The following is a 24,657-nucleotide window of genomic DNA, read 5'->3' as shown; positions in this document are numbered from 1 at the left end:
ATGACAACCCCTCTTTCGGGCAAGACCGCCCTGGTCACCGGTTCTACCAGCGGCATCGGCCTGGGCATTGCCCTGAGCCTGGCCAAGGCCGGGGCCAACCTGATCCTCAACGGCTTTGGCGATGCCTCGGCGGTGATCGCCGAGGTGCAACAGTTCGGCGGCAAGGTCGGTCATCATCCAGCCGATGTCAGCGACCCAGCGCAGATCGCCGACATGCTCGCCTACGCCGAGCGCGAGTTCGGCGGCGTGGACATCCTGGTGAACAACGCCGGAATCCAGCACGTGGCCGCCGTGGAAGATTTCCCGGTGGAGCGCTGGGACTCGATCATTGCCATCAACCTGTCCTCGGTGTTCCACGCCACCCGCCTGAGCCTGCCGGGCATGCGTGCCAAGGGCTGGGGGCGGATTATCAACGTCGCCTCGGTGCACGGCCAGGTCGGCTCGGTGGGCAAGGCGGCGTATGTCGCGGCCAAGCATGGGGTGATCGGCCTGACCAAGGTGGTCGGCCTGGAAACCGCCACCAGCAACGTGACCTGCAACGCCATCTGCCCGGGCTGGGTGCTGACGCCGCTGGTGCAAAAACAGATCGATGATCGCATTGCCGCCGGCGTCGATCCGCAACAGGCACAGCATGACCTGCTGGCCGAGAAACAGCCGTCCCTGGAATTCGTCACCCCACCGCAACTGGGGGAACTGGTGCTGTTCCTGTGCAGCGAAGCCGGCAGCCAGGTGCGCGGCGCGGCGTGGAATATCGATGGTGGGTGGTTGGCTCAGTAAATTCGCAACCTTGTGTGGTGAAAGCGCTCTTTGTGGCGAGGGAGCTTGCTCCCGCTCGGCTGCGTAGCGGCCGCCTATTGGGTCTGCTTCGCAGTCCAGCGGGAGCAAGCTCCCTCGCCACAGAAGCGAGCTGGCTACAGGAAGCACCGTTTCACCGCTTGCTCCCTCGCCACAAAGTGCGCCTTGTGCTGCAATGTTTATAAGCCCGAAAAAACAAGAGGCACCCCATGTCCGACATCCTCTGGCAACCCAGCCCCGAACGCATCGCCCAGTCGCGCATGAACGCCTTTCGCCAGTTCGTCAACGCGCGACATCACCTGCAACTGCACGACTACCCCACCCTGCACGCCTGGAGCATCGACCAGCGCGAAGCCTTCTGGCAGGCTATAGTCGATTTCTTCGAGATTCGCTTTCACCACGCCCCCGACGCGGTATTGGTGGAAGGTTCGCAAATGCCCAGCGCCCAGTGGTTCCCTGGCGCCACGCTGAACTTCGCCGAACATCTGCTGCGCCGCCGCGATGACGCCGTCGCGGTGGTGGCGCTCGACGAAAACGGCGGCCAGGAACAACTGACCTGGGCCGAACTCGCCGCCCATGTCGCTGGCCTGCAAACAAGCCTGAAAGCCGCTGGCGTCACCCAGGGCGATCGAGTCGCCGCTTGCCTGCCCAATACCTGGCAGACCCTGGTCGGCATGCTCGCCACCACCAGCCTGGGCGCTATCTGGTCGTGCTCGTCACCGGACTTCGGCACCCAAGGTGTCATCGACCGGTTCGGCCAGATCGAACCCAAGGTGCTGATCACCTGCGCCGGTTATCGCTACGCTGGCAAGGTCATCGACCAGCAGGCCAAGGTCAATGAAATCCTCGAACGGCTACCGTCGCTGCAGCAACTGATCGTGCTGCCTTATGCGCAGCCTGACGCCCGCGTCGAGGACTTCAAGACCTCGGCCGCTGTCGCGCTGTGGAACGACTTTTATCAAAGCGGTGGCGAACCGGCGTTCGTCAGCGTGCCCTTCGACCACCCGCTGTACATCCTGTATTCCAGTGGCACGACCGGGGTGCCGAAGTGCATCGTCCATGGCACCGGTGGCGTGCTGCTGCAACACGTCAAGGAACATGGCCTGCACGTCGACCTCGGGCCCGAGGATCGGCTGTTCTACTACACGACCTGCGGTTGGATGATGTGGAACTGGCTGGTGTCGGCCCTCGCTGTGGGCAGCACGGTGGTGCTCTACGATGGTTCGCCGTTCCACCCCGGCCCCGAGCGCTTGCTGGACCTGATCGATCAGCAGCGCATCAGCGTCTTCGGCACCAGCCCCAAGTTCCTCGCCGCCCTGGAAAGCGAGGGCCTCAAGCCCCGCCAGACGCACCGTTTGGACAGCCTGAAAACCCTGCTCTCCACCGGTTCGGCACTGGCGCCCCATAGCTACGATTACGTGTACCGCGACATCAAGGCCGATGTTTGCCTGGCCTCGATGTCCGGCGGCACCGACATTGTGTCCTGCTTCGTCAACGGCAACCCACTGTCGCCGGTGCGCCGGGGTGAGATGCAGGGCAAGAGCCTGGGCATGGCCGTGCAGGTCTGGAACGAGGCCGGCAACCCGGTCATCGGTGAAAAAGGTGAGTTGGTGTGCACCCGGCATTTCCCGGCAATGCCCATTGGTTTGTGGAACGACCCTCGGCAGGAAAAACTCCGCGCGTCCTACTTCGCCCAGTTTGCCGGCGTGTGGGCCCAAGGTGACTACGCCGAAGAACTGCCCCACGGCGGTTTCCTGATCCACGGACGCTCCGACGCCGTGCTCAACCCCGGCGGCGTGCGCATCGGCACGGCGGAAATCTATCGGCAGGTGGAAAAAGTCGAGCAGGTGCTGGACAGTGTTGCCATCGGCCAGCAATGGCAAGGCGATGTCCGGGTGGTACTGTTCGTGCGCCTGCGCGATGGCGTGACGCTGGATAAAGCCCTGGAGCAACGGATCCGCCAGGTCATCCGGGCCAACACCACACCGCGTCATGTGCCGGCGAAGATCCTCGCGGTCAATGATATTCCGCGAACCATCAGCGGCAAGGTGGTGGAGCTGGCAGTGCGCAATGTGGTGCATGGCGAGGCGGTGAAGAACACCGATGCCCTGGCCAACCCTGGGGCTTTGGAGCAGTTTCGGGATCGGCCGGAGCTGGCTACTTGAACTGAGCAGGCCTCAGACCTGTGGGGAGCAAAAACACTTGTGGGAGCCAGGTCTGTGGGAGCAAAGCTCATCACAGGCTTAGCTTCCACAAGTGTTGTTCCCACAGAAGTACTCAATCCATAAGCCCCCACTCACCCGCCGCCGGATCGACCGGTGGCGCCGCCGCCCCCGACTCGCTATGCAACTTCAAACGCAACCGCAGGTTGTTCGCCGAGTCAGCATTTTTCAGCGCTTCTTCCTCATCGATGGCGCCTTCGACCACCAGGTTGAACAGCGCGTGATCGAAGGTTTGCATCCCCGACTCCTCTGACTTCTCCATGATGCCCTTGAGCTCGCCGAGCTCGTTGCGCCGGATCAGGTCCGCCACCGTCGGCGAGCCCAGCATGACCTCCACCGCCGCCCGCCGCTGGCCAGTGCGGGTACGCACCAGGCGCTGGGAGACGAACGCCTTGAGGTTGTTGCCCAGGTCATTGAGCAACTGCGGCCGACGCTCCTCCGGAAAGAAATTGATCACCCGGTCCAGGGCCTGGTTGGCGTTGTGGGCATGCAAGGTGGAAATCACCAAGTGCCCAGTGTCGGCAAACGCCAAGGCATGCTCCATGGTTTCCCGATCGCGGATTTCGCCGATCAGCACCACGTCCGGCGCCTGGCGCAGGGTGTTTTTCAGCGCCGCATGAAAACTGCGGGTGTCGACACCGACTTCCCGTTGATTGATGATGGATTTCTTGTGCCGATGGATATACTCCACCGGGTCCTCGATGGTGATGATGTGACCGCTGCTGTTGCGATTGCGGTAATCGATCAGCGCCGCCAAGGAGGTCGACTTGCCCGAGCCGGTGGCACCGACGAACAGCATCAACCCCTGTTTCTGCATGATGGTGTCCAACAGCACCCGAGGCAGTTTCAGGTCTTCGAAGCGCGGGATGTCCAGCTTGACGTTGCGGATCACCATGGACACGTCATTGCGCTGCTTGAAGATATTGACCCGGAACCGCCCGACGCCGGCCAGGGAGATCGCCAGGTTCATTTCCAACTCCCGATCGAACTCAAGGCGCTGTTCGGCGTCCATCAGAGACTCGGCGAGCCGGGCAATGTCACCGACCTTGAACGCCTCGTTTCCCAAGGGCTTGATCACGCCCTCGAAACGCGCGCACGGTGGCGCACCCGTGGACATGTAAAGGTCGGAACCATTCTGGCTCGCCAGGATTCGCAACAACGGATCGATTTCCATGGACTGAAACTTCCGCGAGACATCAATGAAACAAGCTGAGCCGAACATGAAACCCTTCAGACCCACCCGCATGTACCCTCTTCTGAGGATAGTCGACGCCGTGGCACAGACACGACAGCCAGGGATCCCGTGATGAACGCGACACCCACCGGCAGCGATACGCAACGCCTGATCAGCCAGGTGGACTGGGCCCAGACCCCGCTGGGTGCTGCCCAAAACTGGCCCCAGAGCCTGCGCACCGCCGTGGACATCATGCTCCATTCGCCCATGGCGATGGCCTTGCTGTGGGGACCGCAACTGTCCCATCTCTACAACGACGCCTTCGGCCGACTGGCCGGTGACAAGCACCCCCGGGCGTTCGGCCGACCGACCCACACAGCATGGCCTGAACTCAAGAGTGCGACCGAAGGGGTTTATCACAGCGTGTTGCAAGGCCAGACGCACACCTGCCGCGACCAGCAATGGCGCGTGCCCTTCGCCGGCCGTCTCTGCGATGTCTGGCTGGACCTGACCTACAGCCCGGTGCGTGACGAAAGCGGCGGCGTCGCCGGCATCCTGGTCACCGCCATCGAAACCAGCGAACGACGACGCCTGGCCATGGAGTTCGAACGCCGCTCCGAGGCCAGCCTCAAGGCCCAGCACGAAAGCGAGGAGCGCTTGCAACTGGCGCTGGCCGCCGCCGATGGGCTGGGCACCTGGGACTGGGACATCAGCGAAGACCGCTTTATTGCCGACGCCCATTTCGCCCTCTTGCATGGCGTCGATCCCAGCCTGTCGCGCCAGTTGCCCATCAGCGCCTATCTCGAAGGCGTGCACCCCGAGGACCGGGCGATGGTTGCCCGCAGCATCAAGCACTGCATCACCCATGGTACCGAATACGCCGAGGAATACCGGCTGTTGCAGCCCGACGATGAGTTGCGCTGGGTGTACGTGCGCGGCCGTTGCTACAAGGATCGCCACGGCCGACCCAAGCGCTTTCTCGGCGCGGCCCTGGACCTGACCGAACGCAAGCGCACCGAGCAAGCCCTGCGCCAGAGCCAGACCGAGCTGCAGCTGATCATCAACGCCATGCCGATCCTCATCAGCTACGTGGACCGCGAAGAGCGTTTCCGGCTGAACAACAGCGCCTACCTGGACTGGTACGGCCTGACCCCGCAGGAGCTCTACGGCAAGACCATCAGCGAAGTGCTCGGCGAAGAGGCCTATGCCGCCCGCGCCCAACAGATCGCCGACGCCCTGGCCGGCAAGCCGTGCAGCTTCACCGTGCAGATGGACCATCGCGACGGGCGCCCACGCCATTCGCTGATCAACTACCTGCCCCGCCACGGGGCGGACGGTGCGGTGAACGGTTTCTACATCTTCGTGATCGACGAAACCGAGAGCCGGAAAACCGAGGAAGCTCTGCGCAATCTCAACGAAACACTGGAAGAACGGGTCATCGCCCGCACCCAGCAACTGGCCGAAGCCAATCACCGGCTGCAAAGCGAGATGTTCGAACGCGAGCGCGCCGAAGAAGCCCTGCGTCATGCGCAGAAAATGGAAGCCGTGGGCCAGCTCACCGGCGGCATTGCCCATGACTTCAACAACATGCTCACCGGCATCCTCGGCAGCCTCGACCTGATGCAACGCTACATTGCCGCTGGTCGCACGGAAGAGATCGGGCGCTTCACCGAAGCGGCGGTGTCCTCGGCCAACCGCGCCGCGGCCCTGACCCATCGGCTGCTGGCTTTTTCCCGACGCCAGTCCCTGGACCGCAAACCGCTGGACGCCAATGACCTGGTGCACTCGCTTGAAGACCTGCTGAGCCGCACCACCGGCGATCACATCGGACTGCGGCTGCAACTGGCCAGCGAACTGTGGCCCGTCAACACCGACGCCAGCCAGTTGGAAAACGCCCTGCTCAACCTGGTGATCAACGCCCGCGATGCCATGCCCGAGGGCGGCGAACTGATCGTCGAAACCGCCAATGTCTATCTCGACGGTACGGACATCAACAGCCTGGAGCCGGTCAAGGCCGGGGACTACGTGATGATCGCCGTCAGCGACAACGGCAGCGGCATGACCCCCGCCGTACTGGCCAAGGCCTTCGATCCGTTCTTCACCACCAAGCCCATCGGCCAGGGCACCGGCCTGGGTTTGTCGATGATCTACGGTTTTGCCCAGCAGTCGGGTGGGCACCTCAACCTCGACAGTGTGCCGGGCCAAGGCACGCGGGTGCAGTTGTACCTGCCGCGCTTGCACGTTTCGTCGGCCCAACCACCCGAGACGCCCGAGACAGTCGACGTACCGCCGGCCATCGCCGGGGAAACCGTGTTGTTGGTAGAGGATGAACCCGCCGTGCGTATGCTGGTGCTCGACCTGTTGCAGGCCCTGGGCTACACCGCCCTGGAAGCCCGGGACGCCGTGACCGCGCTTCCAGTGCTGGAATCGGACCAGCGCATTGACCTGTTGGTGACCGATGTCGGGCTGCCAGGCATGAATGGCCGGCAACTGGCGGAAATCGCCCGCCAGCACCGCCCGGGGCTGAAGGTGCTGTTCATGACCGGTTACGCGCAGAAAGCCGCCGAACGCCAGGGGTTCCTCGACCAGGGCATGGACATGGTCGCCAAGCCCTTCTCCCTCGATCTGCTGGCCAACAAGATTCGGACGATGATCAACCATGGCAACTGACTTGAGGCATAATCGCCGCCCCGTCGCACCGTTCAGGTCACCGCAACAATGAAAGCCCAAGCCCGCCATATCCTGGTGAAAACCGCCGAAGAAGCCGAACAGCTCAAGCAACGCATCGCCAAGGGCGAAGCTTTCGACGTGCTGGCCAAGAAATACTCCACCTGCCCTTCGGGCAAACGCGGCGGCGATTTGGGTGAAGTAAGGCCGGGGCAGATGGTCGGGGTGATCGATGCGGTGATTTTCAAGAAGCCGCTGCGGGTGGTGCATGGGCCGATCAAGAGCAAGTTCGGCTATCACCTGGTGCAGGTGTTCTACCGGGACTGATCGGTCACTTTGTCAGCGAAGCCTGTCTGTGTAAACAAAGCTTGCCTGTGGGAGCAAAGCTTGCTCGCGATCCAGGCGCCGCAGTTCTTCAGAACTTCCGCGTTATCGTTCATCGCGAGCAAGCTTTGCTCCCACAGGCACATCGAACCCCCAGTCAGTCCTTGGGCATCAACGCCCCCGGCACCTGGATCACCCGGCTCGCCAACCGGTGCCCTGCCTCGGCCGCTTCCACCGGGCTGCCGCCCAGCAAACGACTCGCCAGGTACGCGGCGCTGAAGGAATCCCCCGCCGCCGTGGTGTCCACGACGCGCTCGACCCGCAGGGCCGGCACCTCATAGGACTGGCCATCGCAACGAATCAGGCAGGCCTCGGCACCGCGCTTGAGCACCACCTCGGGCGTGCCGAGCTGCGCATAGGCGGCGAACACCGCCTCGCTGTCGGCATGACCGAACAATGCCTGTTCATCCTCTACGGTCAGCAGCGCCAGCTCCACATAGGGCAAGACGCTGCGATACGCCGTCCGCGCCGCTTCGATCGAGGCCCAGAGCCTGGGCCGGAAGTTATTGTCGAACACCACCAGCGCCCCGCGTCGACGGGCTTCGACCAGGGTTTCGATGAGTTTGCCGCGCCCCTGCTCGCCGAGTACCGCCAGGGTCACGCCACTGAAATACAGCACATCGTAATCCAGCAACGCGGCCAGGATCGGCCCGGCGGTCGGGGTGGTAAAACAATCGCGCACCGCCGCCTCGTTGCGCCAGTAGAGGAAGCGCCGCTCACCCGCCGCATCGGTCTGGATACAATACAAACCTGGCAGGCGTCCAGGCAAGCGCTGGACCCGTTGCAGCCCGATGTTCTCCGCGGCCCAGCTTGCGCACATGGCATCACTGAAGCTGTCGTCGCCCAGGGCGGTGACGTAATCCACCGCGCCCCTGTCGCCCAAGGCGCGGGCCAGGTACACCGCCGTGTTCAGGGTGTCGCCGCCGAAGCTTTGCAGGAGGCTGCCGTCGGCGCGTTGTTGCAGTTCGATCATGCATTCGCCGATCAGGGCGATGCGGGGTTTGGGGTTGCTCATGGATGATCCTGATAATTCAGCGGTGTCTGGAAGGTCGCTATCGCGGGCAAGCCTTGCTCCCACAGAGGATCTTGGGTAAACACCCATTTTGTGTTCACAGTCGATCAGTGTGGGAGCAAGGCTTGCCCGCGATAGCCGCGACTCGGTCTAAAGGCTAGAAACACGTCTCCATGCTCTCCACCACCCGCAACTGCTCATCCACCAGGCACCCCACCCGCCACTTGTCGAACGTCAGGCACGGGTGTGAAGTACCAAACGAAATGATGTCGCCCACACGCAACTCAACCCCCGCCGCCACGGTCATGAACGCATGCTGGTCCATCACCGCCGTCACCTTGCAGCCACTCACATCGTCACCCGCCAGCGAGTCCGATCCGGGCTGGTAGCGCTTGAGCGGCACCGGCAAGCCAGCGTCGTAGGCCACGTCGCGCTTGCCCAGGGCGATCACCGCGAAGCCCGGCTCCGGCAGCGATTGCACATGGGCCCAGACTTCCAGGGCCGGGCGCAGGCCTTCGTGCAGGTCGCTGCGGCGCTCCAGCACGCAGCACTGCGCCTCTTTGTAGATGCCATGGTCATGGGCCACGTAGCTGCCGGGGCGCAACACGCTGAGGAAACGCCCGTGGGCATTCTGGGCTTCGAAGGATTCGGCGATCAGGTCATACCAGGCCGACCCCGAGGCGGTGATGATCGGTTTGTCGATGGCGAACGCGCCGTTGTCCTGCAACTGCACCGCCAACCGCACCAGGGACGCCGCGAACGCACGAATGCCACTGATGGCGTGGTCACCGTGGATCACCCCTTCGTAGCCTTCGATGCCGGTCAACGCCAGCGCCGGTTGCGCCTGGATCGCCTCGGCCAGGACCAACACCTCGGCTTCGGTCCGGCAGCCACACCGGCCACCGACCACGCCGTACTCGATCATCACATTGAGCCGTACGCCGCGAGAGGCGAAGTAAGCGCCCAGGTCAGCGACGTTGTCCGGATGATCGATCAGGCAGTGGAATTCGAACGCCGGGTCGGCGAGCAAATCGGCAATCAGCGCCATGTTCGGCGTGCCCACCAATTGGTTGGCCATCAACACCCGGCGCACGCCATGGGCGTAAGCGGCACGGGTCTGCACGGCGCTGGCGAGGGTCAGGCCCCAGGCGCCGGCCTCCAGTTGCCGGCGAAACAGCGCCGGGGTCATGCTGGTCTTGCCGTGGGGCGCCAGTTCGGCACCGCTGCGGGTGACGAAATCCTGCATCCAGCGGATGTTGTGCTCCAGCGCCGCGCGATGCAGCACCAGCGCCGGCAGGCTGACGTCCCGTAGCAGGTGGGCGCCGACGGTGGCGGCGCCCTTCTCGACGCCGGCATTAAGGATGGCGGAAGGCATGTTCGAACTCCTCGCACGCGGCCGCTAGTGCCGTGGCTGTCTATTCATTGATACGACGGGCCAGGTGGTTGGCGCTTTCGATCAGCACCCGGCGGTAGTCGGCGTAATTGTTCTTGGCGTCGGCACGAGGGGCGACGATGCACAGGGTGGCGATGGCCACGCCATTCGGGTCTTTGACCGGTGCGGCGAAGCAATGGGTGAAGGTGTCGGCGACACTGTCGAAGGAGAAAAACCCATCGAGGCCGGCCTGGCGGATTTCCTTGAGAAATTGCTCCAGGGGCAGGCGCTCGCCATCCGGCAGGATGAAGTCCTCGGGGTCGATCAGGTCGACGATCTGCTGGTCACTCAAATGCGCCAGCAACAGACGCCCGGACGCCGTCCACGGGATCGGCGCGTTTTCACCGATGTCCGATGAAATGCGGAAATGCCGCTCGCCTTCCTTCATCAGCGCGACGGTGTATTTGCGCCCGTTGAGCAGGCACATCTGCGCCGTTTCCCGAGTCTGGCGCACGATCTCCTGCAAGGCCTGGTCTGCCTCGCGGCTCAGGTCGAAATGCCGCAGGTGCGCCTGCCCGAGAAAATACAACTGGCGGCCCAGGTAGACATGGCCGTCCTTGCCCACCGGCTCGAGGATGCGCCGCTCCAGCAGCGACGCCACCAGTTCATAGACCGTGGACTTGGGGCTGCCGATGCCGCTGGCAATATCGTTCGGGCGCAGCGGCTGGCCGACTTCCTTGAGGAAATCGAGGATATCGAACGCCCGATCCAGTCCCCGGGCCCGGCGTTTGATGGTGTCTTCGGTCATGTCTTTGGTTCCCATTCAGTTGGCCGGGAGTTTAACCAGACTACAAGCTGACCACAGCTCCTTGTGGCGAGGGGATTTATCCCCGCTGGACTGCAAAGCAGTCCCCAACAAGCCACTGCGGGGTGTCAGGTTGGGCTGCGATCAAGCTCATTGGGGCCGCTTCGCAGCCCAACGGGGATAAATCCCCTCGCCACAGGTGATCACTTTTTCTTGTAGGCGACGCAATCGATCTCGACCTTGCAATCGACCATCATGCTCGCCTGCACGCAGGCTCGGGCCGGGGCGTGTTCCGGGCTGAAGTACTCGCCGAAGACCTTGTTGAAACTCCAGAAATCCCGCGGGTCTTCCAGCCACACACCGCAGCGCACCACATCTTCCAGGCCGTATCCGGCCTCCTCGAGAATGGCGACCAGGTTCTTCATGGTCTGGTGGGTCTGCTCGACGATCCCGCCGACAATGATCTCGCCGTTCACCGCCGGCACCTGGCCGGACACGTGCAGCCAGCCATCGGCTTCCACGGCGCGGGCAAATGGCCGAGGCTGACCTCCACCTGCGGTGCTGCCGGTGCCGTAGCGCGTAATGCTCATGGGTTATCTCCTTCTTGAATCGATTGAAAGCTGAATGGATTAAAAACGCGTGTTCTTGAGAAATTCCGCCAGGCGTGGCGACTGTGGCCGTTCGAACAATTCCTTCGGCGGCCCCTGCTCTTCGATGCGGCCCTGGTTCATGAACACGATCTTGTCGGAGACCTCGAAGGCAAAGCGCATTTCGTGGGTCACCAGCAGCATGGTCATGCCGTCCTCTGCCAGGCCCTTGATCACGTTCAGCACCTCGCCAACCAGTTCCGGGTCCAGGGCCGAGGTGACTTCGTCGAACAGCATCAGGCTGGGGTTCATGGCAATCGCCCGGGCAATCGCCACGCGTTGCTGCTGACCACCAGACAACTGGCCGGGAAAGTGATCGCGCCGCTCCAACAAGCCCACCCGCTCCAGCCATTTCTCGGCCAGGGCCACCGCCTCGTCCTTGGGCAGCTTTTTCACTTTGAGCAGGCCCAGGGTCACGTTCTGCAACGCGGTCAAATGCGGGAACAGATTGAATTGCTGGAAGGCCATGCCGGTCATGGCCCGGTGCCGGGCGATGACTTTTTCGGCGTGGCGCACGCGCTTGCCGTCGATGTCGTCGTAACCGATGGACTCGCCGTCGAGCACAATCTGCCCGCCCTGGAATTCCTCCAGCATGTTGATGCAGCGCAGCAGCGTGGTCTTGCCCGAACCGCTGGAGCCGATCAGCGTGACCACGTTGCCGCGCTGCATGCTCAGGTCCACGCCCTTGAGCACTTCCAGCGGGCCGTATTGTTTGCGCAGGCCGCGAATGTCCAGCAGCGGCTGGGCGTTGGAGAGATTTGTGTTGGAAAGATTCGAGACGTCAGTCATGGCAAGGCCACCCGCTTTTCAATGTGTCGCCCGAGCAATTCGATGGCGTAATTGATGATGAAAAAGAGAAAACCGGCGAACAGGTAAAACTCCAGGGTCATGAAGGTCCGGGCGATGATCTGCTGGGTGCTGAGCAGCAGTTCGGCAACGCCGATCACCGACAGCAGGGTCGAGGCCTTGACGATTTCCGTGGAGGAATTGACCCAGGTCGGCAGGATCTGCCGCAACGCCTGGGGCAACAGCACATAAACCAGCGCCTGGAAGAACGTCAGGCCAATGGCCTGGCTCGCTTCCATCTGCCCACGGGGCAATGCCTGCAAGGCCCCGCGCACGATCTCGGCCACATGGGAGCCACAAAACAGCGTCAAGCCCAGCACGCCGGCCTGGAACGCGCCGATCTGCCAGCCCAGGGCCGGGGCCATGTAGAAGCAGGCCAGCACCAGCACGAACACCGGCGTGCCGCGAATCAGGTCGACGTAGAAGCGAAACGGCGCGCGCATCCAGGTCCGGCCATAGGTCAGCACGAGCCCGGCAACCAGGCCGATCAGCGTACCCAACACAATCGCCAGCAGCGAACACTGCACACTGGTCAGGAAGCCGGCCCACAGGGTCTCGCGGGCAACCCATAACTCATGCAACCAACTGGGTGATTCGTACATGGGACACTCCTAACGGCGGATCGCCAGGCGCAGCTCGAAATACCGCAGCAGCATGGCAATGAGGTAACAGGCCGCGACATACAGGGCCGTGGTCACCAGCCAGGTTTCGATCACCCGGTAGCTCTCCACGTTGATCTTGCGGGCGTAATAGGTCAGCTCCGGCACGGCAATCGCCGCCGCCAGGGAGGTGTCCTTGAACAGCGAAATGAAGTTGTTCGACAAGGCCGGCAACACGTTGCGCAGCATCACCGGCACGGTGACGTAGGCCTTCACCTGCCACTCGCCCAGGCCGATGGCCAGCCCGGCTTCACGCTGTCCCTTGTGAATGCTCAACAACCCGCCGCGAAACACTTCGGTCAGGTAGGCCCCGGCGTACAGCGAGAGGGTGATGACGAACGACGGCAGCTTGTCCAGGCGGATGCCCAGGCTCGGCAAGGCGAAGTAGATCAGCAGGATCAACACCAGGATCGGCGTATTGCGGATCACCGTGACATACACCGACGCCAGCACCCGCAGGACCCGATGTTTGCTCAGCAACGCGAACGCCATCGCCAGGCCGATCACGCAACCGATGGCGATCGACACCAGCGCCAGGGAAAGCCCAAGGCCAAGCCCCGCCAGCAGGGTGTCGAAATCGCGCCAGACGGCGGCAAAGTTCAACTGATAATTCATGGTCGGCAGTACCTTCGACGGAGCGCCCGCAAGTGGCGCCCCGGGCTCACAGGGTCATTTGAATTCAACAGGGAAACCGATCGCTGGCGACGGCAGCTCGACACCGAACCACTGCTTGAAGGAGGCCGCATAGGTGGGGAACTCCACGCCGGTCATGGCTTCATGCAAGGTGGTGTTGACGAAGTTCAGCCAGTCCTGGTCGCCGCGCTTGACCGCACAAGCGTAGGTTTGCGGGCTCCAGGCATAGGCCGGGCTGCGGTAGCGGCCAGGGTTCTGCACCATCAGGTACTTGACCGAGGACTGGTCGGTGGCGGCGGCATCGGCACGACCGGAGTTCACCGCCTGGTACATCAGGTCGACGCTGTCGTACTGGTCGACCTTGGCCTTGGGCAGCGCCTGGTGCACCAGTTCCTCGGCGTAGACGTTCTGCAGCACCGCCACGGTGACACCGTCGCCGGCGGCCTTGAGGTCTTCGATTTCCTTGTACTTGCTGTTGGCCGGCAGCAGCAGACCCACGCCTTCACGGTAGTACGGCAGGGTGAACGCCACTTGTTGGGCGCGGCTGGCGGTGACGGTGATGAACTGGCAGCTCATGTCGACCTTGTCGGTCAACAGGTTGGGTATGCGCGCATCGGACGACTGCACCACGAACTCGACTTTCTCCGGGTCGTTGAACAGGCCCTTGGCGACCATCCGCGCGATATCGATATCAAAGCCCTGCAACTTGCCATCCGCTCCCTGGAAGTGCCACGGCGCATTGGTACTGCCCGTGCCCACGATCAATTTCCCCCGCTGCAGCACGCTGTCCAGCTTGCTGTCGGCCGCCTGAGCGACCCCCATGGCAGCCGTCGTGGCCGCGAAGAGAAAAACACACGCTTTGAACAAGGAAGGTCGGCGTTGCATGGCAAGCACTCCAGAATGAGTTTATTCCGCTATACCGGAACATGGTATGTAACAACGGAATAGACAGCAGAAAGTGTGCCACAGGCTCGACGGCCCTGGGAGAGAAAAATGGAAATTGAGGGAAATCAGGGAGATGGGGAAAACAGGCGCCCCGGACGGTGGCGTCCATGTGCGAACGCTGTTGCTACCGTTGGCCACGACGCACGGGTAACAAGGCCCCAAAACCGGGTACTCGGCACCCCCGGCGCACCGAAACGGAGCCACTCTGGAATGTATAAATGGATACCCTGTGGGAGCGAGCAAGCTCGCTCCCACAATGGTTCGGCGGGGTGCCTGGTCTATTTGCGCTTGTAGCTCTTGTTGCCACCAGGCGTGAGGCAATAGACCCCGCCCCGGGGACCAACGCAGTAATTGCCACTGCCGCACTGGCAACCGTCGGCGGACTTGAGCAACGGCTGCGGCCGGGCCTCGTTCCGAAGCCCCAGCACAGCGGAACAGGACTTCTTCGAAGCACTGATGGAACCGTCATTGCACAGGAAGGTATCGCCGTCACACCCGGCAATCCCGCCCTTGCGCCCGGAACACGGTTGATTGGCGGCAAGGGCCGAAGTGCCCAGGGCCAACAACAGGATCGCGACACAGGCGCGAAGTAAGGCGGACGTTCCGTGACAGCGCTTCATGGCAGCTTCCAGGCTGATTAGATGGCCCTATGCTAGCACCGGATAATCTACGGCACCTAACGCCCGCAAAACCTCACCCTGGATAACATCCCGCAAGGGGTGTCTATTTTATCGCTTGGCAGCCTCGTCATACACTTGGCCGCGCTCGCGCTTACCCACTGCGATTACCGTGACAACCAGCAAATCATCTACTACCCGATAAACCAATCGATAGCCGGCGTTACGCAACTTGATTTTATAGGCATTGCCCAATCCGTGCAGTCGGTCTGCCTGGACATGCGGATTTACCAGTCGCTCTTCAAGCTTTTTCTTGAATTGCTCCTTGAGTGTTGCTCCCAGCTTTTGCCATTCCTTCCATGCCTTATCGGAAAACTCCAACTCATAGGTCATCAAGAGAAACCTTGATCGTTGGATCATTTTCACGCTCGCGGCAGAGAGCGACCAACTCCATGTCTTCAAGCCGATCCATCATGGCTTCATACTCCCTAGCAGGGACGCAATAAAAAGCCGGCTCGTTGCGGTTGAGGATCGCTACAGATAACCCTCCCCCGGCAGCGACAGTGCCCATCGGATTTTTCTTAAGCTCGGAAATACTGGCTACAACCTGAGAAAGCACGATATGTGTCATGAGATGAGTCCTTAAGCACTCTTAATGGCACTAAAAATAGCACCCTAAAACATCTCTTACCACCGTTCAACGCCCGCAAAACCTCACCCTGGATAACATCCGCAAATCCCCCTCGCGGTAATAGTCATCACTCCAGCTGTCATCCACCGCCAGTGGCTTGACCTGCTTGAGGGCGAGCTTTTTCGCGAAGTAGCGAAAGCGGTAATGCTCATAAAAGCGCAACAGTTCCAACCCGTAACGGTCGGCCAGGTCGGTGTCGCCCTGGATGATCAGGTAATTCTCGTCGTTGCCGCTGCTGGCCGCGGCGCTCAGGTTGTGGCTGCCGCTGAGGATGGTCGGCGTGTCGCTGGTGAAGTCGGTGACGATGGCTTTGGTGTGCACCAGCAGGTTGCCCTTCTGGCCTTTCATGTTTTCCCGCAGCCAGCCTTCAAGACCGGTGTTGAGCAACGCGGTGGCGGCGAATTCGGCGGTGCGGTCGGCGTGAAAGCCGGTGATGCGGCTCTTGGTGTTTTGCAGGCCATAGCGCAACACGTCGTCATTGGGTGCGCCGAGCAAGGCGTCGAGGATGCGCTCGGGCAACACAAAGGCGGTGACGAACAACAGGTCCTTTCGCGCGCCCTTGATGATGTCGACGAAGCGATCCAGGTCGCCCTCCCCGGTGCGCGGCGAGAATCCGGCGAACAATGCCTCCTGCGGATCCATGGCATTGTTGTCGGTCAGCCACTGGCGAGTGGCACCGACGTCCTGGGGTTCGGCCCAGATCTGCTCGAACACCTGGAAGTAGCTGCCGCTCACCCGAGGGTCGTCCAGCACATGGACCACGTTGGCCTGGCGGTAGACACCGTTGGCGGTGAAGTTGGTGCTGCCGCACAGCACCGCCTCTGGTTGCAAGGAACCGTTGCCATCCACCTTGCTCAGCACAATGAACTTGTTGTGGAAAATGTTATGGGTGACTCGTCCGCGCTTGTTGGCTGCTGGCATTTTTTCGAGGCTGGCTTCGTTACGCGCCGTGGTGTCGTCGCCCGGCTCGGCGTGGTACAGCACTCGTACTTGGGCGCCGCGAGCGTGAGCGGCAGTCACCGCATCGACGATCACCGGCAGTTCGTATTCATAAATGGCGACGTCCAGGGCCCAGTGGGCATCCAGTGCCCGATCGATAAAACCGGTCAGGCGCCCCAGCAGGCCATTTTCCAACCAGCGACGCGGGGCGTCGGGCCAGTCATCGATGGACAGGTGCTTGTTGGCGCCGATCAGCGCGTCCACTTCAGGAAACTTGCGCTGGAACGCCTGGCTGGCGGCCACGGCACGGTTGAAGATCACCCGCTGGTTGGCCGGCTGCCCGTCATCGCTGGTGACGGTGACGGCCAGGGATTCGCCCAACTGCGGTGCTTCGGGGCTGCCATAGGCCAGGTGCACGCGGTAGTGCATGGTTACGCCGGGGTTGACGGCGTAGTCGGCCCAGCGAAATTTCTGCAAGGGTGCCTTGTCGCTGGGGGTCGCGCGGAACTGGGGAAAGGTGTGGGCCTTATCGGGGAAGGTCAGGCTGTTGAACAGGAACAGCCAGGGTTTGTCACCCTGCTGCTTCTCGATGGCAAAGCCCAGCAGCCCTTTGCGTCGGGATTCCGCCAGGTCCATGGCGAGCAGCACGCCGTTGGTGCCGGCATAGGCCTTGACCCGAAAATCGTCCTGGGCGTTGGTGACGAGTACGCGCATGGTTCACTCCTGTGAGGGGGCTGCCTGAGCATAGTGCAGTGATGCAGGTTAGATGGTCAGATCAGGGACCGAGGTGATGCCTTCGCGAGCAAGCTCGCTCCCACAGGGGGGCTGTGGTGTTCATCAGTTATGTGTGCACAGCGAAACCAAATGTGGGAGCGAGCTTGCTCGCGATGAGGCCTTCACAGCCAAAGAACATTTCAAGTGGTTTCATCAATATGCCGATACTCCGCCTGCAACCGCCCCGCCAACTGCCGGGCCCGGCCCAGGCGGATCGGCCCTCTTTCGATGTCGATCAACAGGCACGGACAATCTAGGAACGGCAGTGAAAGCCCCTCCTTGACCCGCCCATCGGTCATCACCAACACCCGTTGCTGCTCCGCCGGGTAGCGCTTGCGTCGGGCCACCAGCCAGCGCCCGGCCTCGTTCAGCGCCGCCAGCAACGGCGTTCCGCCCCCCGCACCCAGCCCATCGAGCCAGTCGCGCAGGCCGGCCGAGGCCTTGAGGCCTTGCACCTGCCAATTGGGGAGCGTGCCGCTGGCCGTCAACAGCGCCAGGCGGGCGCGTTGTCGGTAGGCGTCGTCGAACAATTGCGCCAGCAGGCCTTTGCCATCACTCAAGGCGCGATGACGCCGGGTCGAGGCCGACGCATCGACGATGACCAGCCACAACTCATGGGGCGAACGCTGGCGACTGTGAAAGCGCAGGTCTTCGTACAGACGTGGCCGGCCATTGAGTAACGTCCCCGGCCAGTTCACCGCACCGCTGGCCGCCGCTTTGCTGCGGCCCTGGCGGCCCTGGTCGAGTCGTCCTGCACGGGGTCTGGCATTCGCCCCCGCCGGCGAACGGGGGCGAATGCCTAGGGCTTTTTTGGCCAGCTCGGCACGTCACGCCGGGCACCGGTCGGCAATGCCCGGGCCGGCAGATCGCCCCACTGGCCCTGGCCTTCGTTGGGTTCAGTGGTTTTTTCCGCGCCGGTCGGCGCCTGGGACGGTGCCGGTGCCGAATGCCCACGGCGCCGGTGCCGCAAGGCAAACTCGGCGACCGCATCGATGTCTTCATCGGCTATCGCGCCGGCCCCGCGCCAGGCGGCATGGGCCCGGGCCGCACGCAGCCAGACCAGGTCGGCGCGCAAGCCATCGACCCCGGCGGCAAAACAGCGCTCGGTGATCTGCGCCAGCGCCGCATCATCCAGGGCAATCCCGGCCAAGCGGTCGCGCGCCTGCTGGCAACGGTCACGCAACTGCTGCTGGGCCGTCTCCCACGCCGCGCAGAACGCCAGCGGATCACTGTCGAAATCCAGCCGTCGCCGGATGATCTGGCCGCGCTCAGCCGGTGCGGTGTGACCGTCGAGGGCGACGTTCAGGCCGAAACGGTCGAGCAACTGCGGGCGCAACTCACCCTCCTCCGGGTTCATGGTGCCGATCAGCACAAAGCGCGCCGGATGCCGATGGGAAATGCCGTCGCGCTCGATCAGGTTGATACCGCTGGCGGCCACATCGAGCAGCAAGTCCACCAGGTGATCGGGCAGCAGGTTCACTTCATCGACGTACAGCACGCCACCGTCGGCCTTGGCCAACACGCCGGGAGAAAACTGCGCGCGCCCTTCCCCCAGCGCTGCGTCCAGGTCCAGGGTACCCACCAGCCGCTCTTCGGTAGCACCGAGGGGCAAGGTGACGAACTGACCGCTGGCCAGCAGGTCCGCCAGGCCCCGGGCCAACGTGGACTTGGCCATGCCCCGCGGCCCTTCGATCAGCACACCGCCGATTTTCGGATCGATCGCGGCCAGGCACAGGGCCAGTTTCAGATCATCGGCGCCGACCACGGCGCAGAGCGGGAAATGGGGGGTGTGGGTCATGTTGAATGTCTCATGCATGTGAGAGAGTCCCTGTGGCGAGGGAGCTTGCTCCCGCTGGGCTGCGCAGCAGACCCGAATCTGGCACCTCGGTGTGACAGATGGATTGAGCCAGGGCTTTTGGGGTTGCTTCGCAACCCAGCGGGAGCAAGCTCCCTCGCCACAAAGGCATGTCAGCCATCTTCTTCTATGTCCAACAACAAATTTTCCAACGCCTCGCGATACTCGCCTGGATCCTGCCACATCCCCCGCTGCTGCGCTTCGAGCATGCGCTCGGTCATGTCCCGCAGGGCGTCGGGGTTGTGCTCGCGGACGAAATCCCGGGTGTCCGGGTCGAGCAGGTAGGCATCGGCCAGCAAGGCGTACTGGTGATCGTCGATCAACCGGGTGGTGGCGTCGAAGGCAAACAGGTTGTCCACCGTCGCCGCCAGTTCGAACGCGCCTTTATAGCCGTGACGCTTCACGCCGTCGATCCACTTCGGGTTCGCTGCGCGGGAACGGATGACGCGGTTGAGCTCTTCTTTCAGGGTGCGGATCCTGGGCAAGTCTGGCTGGCTGTGATCGCCATGGTAACTGGCCGCCGCATCACCACTGAGGGTCTCGACCGCCGCCAGCATACCGCCCTGGAACTGGTAGTAATCGTTGGAATCGAGCAGGTCGTGCTCGCGGTTGTCCTGGTTCTGCAACACCGCCTGCACCTGGCTCAAGCGCCGGGAGAACTGCTCCCGGGCGGCCGTGCCTTCATCGCTGGCGCCGTAGGCGTAACCGCCCCAGTTCAGGTACACCTCGGCCAGATCCTCGCGGCTCTGCCACAAGCGCCCGTCAATCGCGCCCTGCACGCCCGCGCCATAGGCACCGGGCTTGGCGCCGAAGATCCGCCAGCCGGCCTGGCGCGCCGCGGCTTCCGGCTCAAGACCCGATGCCAGCAGGGCTTCGCGTTCGCCACGCACCTTGGCCGCCAAGGGGTTCATGTCGTCCGGCTCATCGAGTGCGGCGACGGCCTGCACGGCGGCATCGAACAGGCGAATCAGGTTGGCAAAGGCGTCACGGAAGAAGCCGGACACGCGCAGCGTGACATCGACCCGAGGCCGGTCCAGCAGGCTCAGCGGCAGGATCTCGAAGTCATCGACCCGCTGGCTACCCGTGGCCCACACCGGGCGCACGCCCATCAGCGCCATGGCCTGGGCGATGTCGTCACCGCCGGTGCGCATGGTGGCCGTGCCCCACACCGAGAGGCCGAGTTGGCGCAGGTGGTCTCCGTGATCCTGCAAGTGCCGCTCAAGGATCAGGTTCGCCGATTGGAAACCGATGCGCCACGCCGTGGTGGTGGGCAGGTTGCGCACGTCCACCGAGAAGAAGTTGCGACCGGTGGGCAACACATCGAGGCGCCCGCGACTCGGTGCGCCGCTGGGGCCGGCCGGCACGAAGCGCCCGCTCAAGGCATCGAGCAGGCCGCGCATTTCCGCCGAGCCGCAAGCGTCCAGGCGCGGGGCTACGACGGATCGCAGGTTTTCAATGATGCTGCCCACCAGCTCCCAGCCCGGCGCGTCGAGCTGCTCCACCGCACCGTCCAGCGCCTGCTCGATCAACTGCACAGCGAACAGCTCCAGGCGCTCGCGGGTATCGCCGGCGGTGCGCCAAGGCTCGGCGCTGACCTGACGCAACGCCTCGGGACAGTCACCGGTCCAGGGCTCGGCCAAGGCACAGTCCAGCGGATCGAAACCCAGCCCGAACGCCTTGGCCAGCGCCCGCAGCAGACTCGACTGCGCGCCCTTGCCGTCGCCCCGGGGAATGCGCAGCAACGCCAGCAAGGTGTCGATGCGCAGCCGTCCGCTGGGCGACTCGCCAAAGATGTGCAGGCCGTCGCGGATCTGCGACTCCTTCAAGTCGCACAGGTAAGTGTCCAGGCGTGGCAGCCAGATCGCCGCGTCGACGTCGCTGTCCAGGGATGCATCGAGTTGCAGTTCGCGGTCGATGTGCGTCTCGCGCACCAGGTTGAGGATGTCCCGTTGCAGCTCCCGGGCACGGCGCGGATCGAGCAATTGCGCCTCGTAGTACTCGTCCGCCAGCAGCTCGAGGTTACGCAGCGGCCCATAGGTTTCGGCCCGGGTCAGGGGCGGCATCAAGTGGTCGATGATCACCGCCTGGGTGCGACGCTTGGCCTGGGCGCCCTCACCCGGGTCGTTGACGATGAACGGATAGATATTCGGCAGCGGCCCCAACAGCACGTCCGGCCAGCAGTTTTCCGACAGCCCGACGCCCTTGCCCGGTAGCCATTCGAGGTTGCCGTGCTTGCCGACGTGGATCACTCCATGGACGCCGTAGGTGTGGCGCAACCAGAAATAAAACGCCAGGTAACCGTGGGGCGGCACCAGGTCCGGGTCATGGTACACCGCGCTCGGATCGCCCTGATAACCCCGCGCCGGCTGGATGCCGACGAACGTCAGGCCCAGCCGAAGGCCGGCGACCATCAGGCGCCCCTCGCGGCACATCGGGTCCTGCTCGGGCGAGCCCCAGCGCGCCAGCACCGCTTGGCGATTGGCTTCGGGCAGTGCGTCGAACAAGGCCTGGTACTCGGCAAGGGCCAGGCTCTGGTGACAGGGACGCAAGTCGAGGCTGTCGAGGTCGTTACTGACCCCGCCGAGCAATTGCTGGATCAACGCAGTGCCGCTCACCGGCAGCTCAGCCGACAATGGATAGCCCTCGACCTGTAGGGCCCGGAGGATATTCAACGCCGCTGCCGGGGTGTCCAGGCCGACGCCATTACCGATGCGACCGTCGCGGGTCGGGTAGTTGGCGAGGATCAGCGCCACACGCTTCTGGGCATTGGGCAAGCGCGCCAGGGTGGTCCAGCGTCGGGCCAGTTCGGCGACAAAATCCATGCGCTCGGGCGCGGCCCGGTAGCAGACCACGTCGCTCTGGCTGCGCTCGCTGCGCCAGGCCAGGTCCTTGAAACTGATCGGGCGGCTGATGATCCGTCCGTCCAGTTCCGGCAAGGCAATGTGCATCGCCAGGTCCCGCGGTCCCAGGCCCTGCTCGCTGGCACGCCAGCCGGGTTCGTTGTCCTGGGCGCAGATCGCCTGGATCACCGGGATGTTGCGGCGAAACGGTCGCAAGTGCGGAGCTTCGGGGCTGGATTGAGCGAAGCCGGTGGTGTTGAGGATCACGCCCGCCTGCACCTCGTCCAGCCAGTCCTCAACAAGTGCGAGGCAACCAGGCTCCTTGAGGCTTGCCACGGCAATCGGCAGCGGATTGAGCCCCGCCGCTTGCAGGCGCTGGCAGAACACGTCGATGAACGCGGTGTTCGCCGCTTGCAGGTGGGAGCGATAAAACAGCACCGCCGCCACCGGTTGCCCGGCGCTCCAGTCGGTTTGCCAGTCGTCGAGGCTGGCGCTGGTTTTCGCCGGGTGATAGATGGCCGTGCGTGGCAAGGCCTGCGGCTCGGCCCACGGATAATCGCGGCCGAACCATTGGCTGCCGAGGTTGTAAAACAGGTCCAGGGCATTGCCCAGCCCGCCCTGGCGCAAGAACTGCCAGAGCCGGTCGCGATCTTCGCAGGGCACGTTGCTCAGGTCACTGAGTTCCGGGTCCGGACGATCATCCCCCGGCACCAGGATCAGCTTCACCCCGCGCCCGGCCAGTTCCATCAGGCGCTCGATGCCGTAGCGCCAATAGCCGATGCCGCCGTGCAGCGACAACAGGATGACCTTGGCGTGACGCAGCACGTCTTCGAAGTACAGATCCACCGAGGCGTGGTTCTGCACCTGCATCGGGTTGGCGAGGCGAAACTGCGGATAATCGCCCGGCAACTGCTTCGCCGCTTCGGCCAACAGCGCCAGGCTGGAGTCGCCGCTGCACAGGATCACCAGTTCGGCGGGGGTTTGCCCCAGGTCGGCGATGTTGTCATCCGACACGAAACCGCCGGGCTGGGTCCTGAGCAGGTGCATGGCTTAGGCGCCGAGGGCGGCGCGCAACTGCGCTTCGAGCAGCGCGGCGTCAAGCGCCTGGCCGATCAGCACCAGACGGGTGACCCGCGCTTCCTCGGCGCCCCACTGGCGGTCGAAATGCTTGTCGAACCGCGTCCCGACGCCCTGGATCAACAGGCGCATCGGCTTGTTCGGAATCGCAGCGAAACCCTTGACTCGCAGTACGCCGTGCTGGACCACCAGTTGCGTCAATGCGTCGAGCAACAGGCTTTCGTCAGCTTGGGGCAGTTCGATGGAAATGGAATCGAAGGCGTCATGATCGTGGTCATCATCGTCGCCATCGTGGTGATGGTCGTGATGGCTGTGGCGGCCGTCGATGTGTTCTTCGGAACCGGCGCCCAGGCCGATCAGTACGTCCAGCGGCAGGCGACCGCTGCTGGCTTCGATGACCTTGACCGCCGGCGGCAGCTCTTCGGCGACTTCCAGGCGAACTTTGGCCAGGTCTTCAGGGCTGATCAGGTCAGCCTTGTTGAGGATCACCAGGTCGGCGCTTGCCAGTTGGTCGGCGAACAGTTCGTGCAGCGGCGATTCGTGGTCCAGGTTCGGGTCGAGTTTGCGCTGGGCATCGACCTGGTCGGGGAACGCGGCAAAGGTACCGGCGGCCACGGCCGGGCTGTCGACCACGGTGATGACCGCATCGACGGTGCAGGCGCTGCGGATTTCCGGCCATTGGAAGGCCTGGACCAGCGGCTTGGGCAGGGCCAGGCCGGAGGTTTCGATGAGGATGTGGTCGAGGTCGCCACGCCGGGCCACCAGTTCGCGCATTACCGGGAAGAACTCTTCCTGCACCGTGCAGCACAGGCAGCCGTTGGCCAGTTCATAGACGCGGCCGCTGGCTTCTTCTTCGGTGCAGCCGATAGAGCACTGCTTGAGGATCTCGCCGTCGATGCCCAGCTCGCCGAATTCGTTGACGATCACGGCGATACGACGGCCCTGGGCGTTGTCGAGCATGTGCCGCAGCAGAGTGGTTTTACCCGAGCCGAGGAAGCCGGTGACGATGGTGACGGGGAGTTTGGCCAGTGTTTTCATCGGATGCCCTTTGGCAAGGTGGCGGGCAAACGGGACGACAACCGCTGGCACAGGCGCGCGCGGAAGATTTCGCCACCGGATCACCCCGCCCGGTTGTAGTGAGAATCTGTCTCGAGGCAGGTCTCCTGGCTGACGGCGGGCCAATCTTTCGACTGGCAATTGCTGCGCCTTCCCGTGCGCCCGTTTAAAAGGGCATGCACAGTGGCCTTGCAGAAACAGCACCGTTCACAGTTGCGGGGGCAGCCGCGGCTTGGACCGCGTTCCCTTCTTAGCTCCGGCACGTGCCGAAGAACCTCGAAGGCGCAAGGCTACGCAGGGTGTGGGGGCGGGTCAATCTCCGCAAGTAATATGCAGGACGCCGCGCCCCTTGTGCATTGACGCCCCGCCCCCGCCCATGCTCTCCTGTGCGCCTAGTTACGGGTGCCCTTCACAGGGTGAAACGGGAAACCGGTGAATCGTGTGCTTTACTCCAAAGCCACGTCAGTCCGGTGCTGCCCCCGCAACGGTAAGCGAGCGAAGCGTCTGAACCACTGTGTATGCCCTGCTACAAAAAGGGCGCATGGGAAGGTGACGCTTGCAGGCCAGGCGCAAGCCCGGCCCCTCGCGAGCCCGGAGACCGGCCCATGACTCATGCATCAACAAACCCGCGGTGGGCGGGCGCTGTT

21 protein-coding genes and 2 riboswitches are annotated in these 24,657 nt (G+C 63.3%); of the genes, 4 read left to right on the top strand and 17 right to left on the bottom strand.

What is annotated here, in order from left to right:
• Nucleotides 1-777 carry a 3-hydroxybutyrate dehydrogenase gene (locus HU749_RS11660; protein WP_186650673.1) on the top strand — a complete coding sequence of 259 codons (777 nt, stop codon included), beginning with the start codon at nt 1-3 and terminating at the stop codon, nt 775-777.
• A gap of 227 nt (nt 778-1,004) precedes the next feature.
• The gene (locus HU749_RS11655) at nt 1,005-2,960 is read left to right on the top strand and encodes an acetoacetate--CoA ligase (RefSeq protein WP_079302496.1); all 1,956 of its coding nucleotides are present in this window, start codon (nt 1,005-1,007) and stop codon (nt 2,958-2,960) included.
• A gap of 112 nt (nt 2,961-3,072) precedes the next feature.
• On the opposite strand, the gene HU749_RS11650 is transcribed toward HU749_RS11655, so the two are convergent.
• A complete protein-coding gene (locus HU749_RS11650; protein WP_079302516.1) occupies nt 3,073-4,191 on the bottom strand; it encodes a PilT/PilU family type 4a pilus ATPase in 1,119 nt (372 codons plus the stop codon).
• A 132-nt stretch (nt 4,192-4,323) separates the two neighbouring features.
• Here HU749_RS11650 and HU749_RS11645 point away from each other — a divergent pair, with 132 nt between their 5' ends.
• Together HU749_RS11645 and HU749_RS11640 are read left to right on the top strand one after the other, a co-directional pair.
• The gene (locus HU749_RS11645) at nt 4,324-6,861 is read left to right on the top strand and encodes a PAS domain-containing hybrid sensor histidine kinase/response regulator family protein (protein ID WP_079302495.1); all 2,538 of its coding nucleotides are present in this window, start codon (nt 4,324-4,326) and stop codon (nt 6,859-6,861) included.
• 48 nt (nt 6,862-6,909) lie between these two features.
• Entirely contained in the window at nt 6,910-7,185 is a 276-nt protein-coding gene (locus tag HU749_RS11640; protein ID WP_003182808.1) for a peptidylprolyl isomerase, read from the top strand.
• A gap of 154 nt (nt 7,186-7,339) precedes the next feature.
• On the opposite strand, the gene HU749_RS11635 is transcribed toward HU749_RS11640, so the two are convergent.
• From HU749_RS11635 to cobW, 16 genes are all read right to left on the bottom strand, one after another.
• On the bottom strand, nt 7,340-8,257 hold the full coding sequence (locus HU749_RS11635) for a sugar kinase (protein WP_186650671.1): 918 nt from the start codon (nt 8,255-8,257) through the stop codon (nt 7,340-7,342).
• Nucleotides 8,258-8,411: 154 nt separating this feature from the next.
• Nucleotides 8,412-9,629, bottom strand: coding sequence for an amino acid deaminase (locus tag HU749_RS11630; protein WP_186650669.1), 1,218 nt, complete (start codon nt 9,627-9,629; stop codon nt 8,412-8,414).
• 40 nt (nt 9,630-9,669) lie between these two features.
• On the bottom strand, nt 9,670-10,434 hold the full coding sequence (locus tag HU749_RS11625) for an IclR family transcriptional regulator (RefSeq protein WP_186650667.1): 765 nt from the start codon (nt 10,432-10,434) through the stop codon (nt 9,670-9,672).
• A gap of 200 nt (nt 10,435-10,634) precedes the next feature.
• A complete protein-coding gene (locus HU749_RS11620) occupies nt 10,635-11,021 on the bottom strand; it encodes a RidA family protein (protein ID WP_134923748.1) in 387 nt (128 codons plus the stop codon).
• 39 nt (nt 11,022-11,060) lie between these two features.
• Complete coding sequence (locus tag HU749_RS11615) at nt 11,061-11,867, bottom strand: amino acid ABC transporter ATP-binding protein (RefSeq protein WP_046062045.1); 807 nt, start codon at nt 11,865-11,867, stop codon at nt 11,061-11,063.
• Nucleotides 11,864-12,526, bottom strand: coding sequence for an amino acid ABC transporter permease (locus tag HU749_RS11610; RefSeq protein ID WP_186650665.1), 663 nt, complete (start codon nt 12,524-12,526; stop codon nt 11,864-11,866). Before HU749_RS11610 ends, HU749_RS11615 begins: the two co-directional genes overlap by 4 nt.
• 9 nt (nt 12,527-12,535) lie before the next feature.
• Nucleotides 12,536-13,198 (bottom strand): amino acid ABC transporter permease, encoded by a 663-nt coding sequence (locus HU749_RS11605; protein ID WP_186650663.1) that lies wholly within the window; start codon nt 13,196-13,198, stop codon nt 12,536-12,538.
• 54 nt (nt 13,199-13,252) lie between these two features.
• Nucleotides 13,253-14,101, bottom strand: coding sequence for a transporter substrate-binding protein (locus tag HU749_RS11600; RefSeq protein WP_003200222.1), 849 nt, complete (start codon nt 14,099-14,101; stop codon nt 13,253-13,255).
• A 338-nt stretch (nt 14,102-14,439) separates the two neighbouring features.
• Nucleotides 14,440-14,781, bottom strand: coding sequence for a YdcA family protein (locus tag HU749_RS11595; protein ID WP_079302489.1), 342 nt, complete (start codon nt 14,779-14,781; stop codon nt 14,440-14,442).
• 108 nt (nt 14,782-14,889) lie between these two features.
• Nucleotides 14,890-15,171, bottom strand: coding sequence for a type II toxin-antitoxin system RelE family toxin (locus HU749_RS11590; RefSeq protein WP_186650661.1), 282 nt, complete (start codon nt 15,169-15,171; stop codon nt 14,890-14,892).
• Nucleotides 15,161-15,409, bottom strand: coding sequence for a type II toxin-antitoxin system Phd/YefM family antitoxin (locus HU749_RS11585; protein WP_024616638.1), 249 nt, complete (start codon nt 15,407-15,409; stop codon nt 15,161-15,163). Before HU749_RS11585 ends, HU749_RS11590 begins: the two co-directional genes overlap by 11 nt.
• A 66-nt stretch (nt 15,410-15,475) precedes the next feature.
• The gene (locus tag HU749_RS11580) at nt 15,476-17,122 is read right to left on the bottom strand and encodes a phospholipase D-like domain-containing protein (RefSeq protein ID WP_095963081.1); all 1,647 of its coding nucleotides are present in this window, start codon (nt 17,120-17,122) and stop codon (nt 15,476-15,478) included.
• Nucleotides 17,123-17,322: 200 nt separating this feature from the next.
• Entirely contained in the window at nt 17,323-17,880 is a 558-nt protein-coding gene (locus tag HU749_RS11575) for a vWA domain-containing protein (RefSeq protein WP_186650659.1), read from the bottom strand.
• A 101-nt stretch (nt 17,881-17,981) separates the two neighbouring features.
• Nucleotides 17,982-18,980, bottom strand: coding sequence for a magnesium chelatase ATPase subunit I (locus HU749_RS11570; RefSeq protein WP_079302487.1), 999 nt, complete (start codon nt 18,978-18,980; stop codon nt 17,982-17,984).
• 170 nt (nt 18,981-19,150) lie between these two features.
• Nucleotides 19,151-22,924, bottom strand: coding sequence for a cobaltochelatase subunit CobN (cobN, locus tag HU749_RS11565; protein WP_186650657.1), 3,774 nt, complete (start codon nt 22,922-22,924; stop codon nt 19,151-19,153).
• Between the two features lie 3 nt (nt 22,925-22,927).
• Complete coding sequence (gene cobW / locus HU749_RS11560) at nt 22,928-23,992, bottom strand: cobalamin biosynthesis protein CobW (RefSeq protein WP_186650655.1); 1,065 nt, start codon at nt 23,990-23,992, stop codon at nt 22,928-22,930.
• Nucleotides 23,993-24,090: 98 nt separating this feature from the next.
• Nucleotides 24,091-24,304: riboswitch (cobalamin riboswitch) on the bottom strand.
• 89 nt (nt 24,305-24,393) lie between these two features.
• Nucleotides 24,394-24,631: riboswitch (cobalamin riboswitch) on the top strand.
• Nucleotides 24,632-24,657: the final 26 nt, after the last annotated feature.

This window comes from Pseudomonas ogarae, from assembly GCF_014268695.2.
In the GTDB taxonomy this organism is placed as follows: Bacteria; Pseudomonadota; Gammaproteobacteria; order Pseudomonadales; family Pseudomonadaceae; genus Aquipseudomonas; species Aquipseudomonas kilonensis.
The sequence above is the reverse complement of the archived record's forward strand: the minus strand, read 5'-3'. Positions and strand labels throughout refer to the sequence as shown.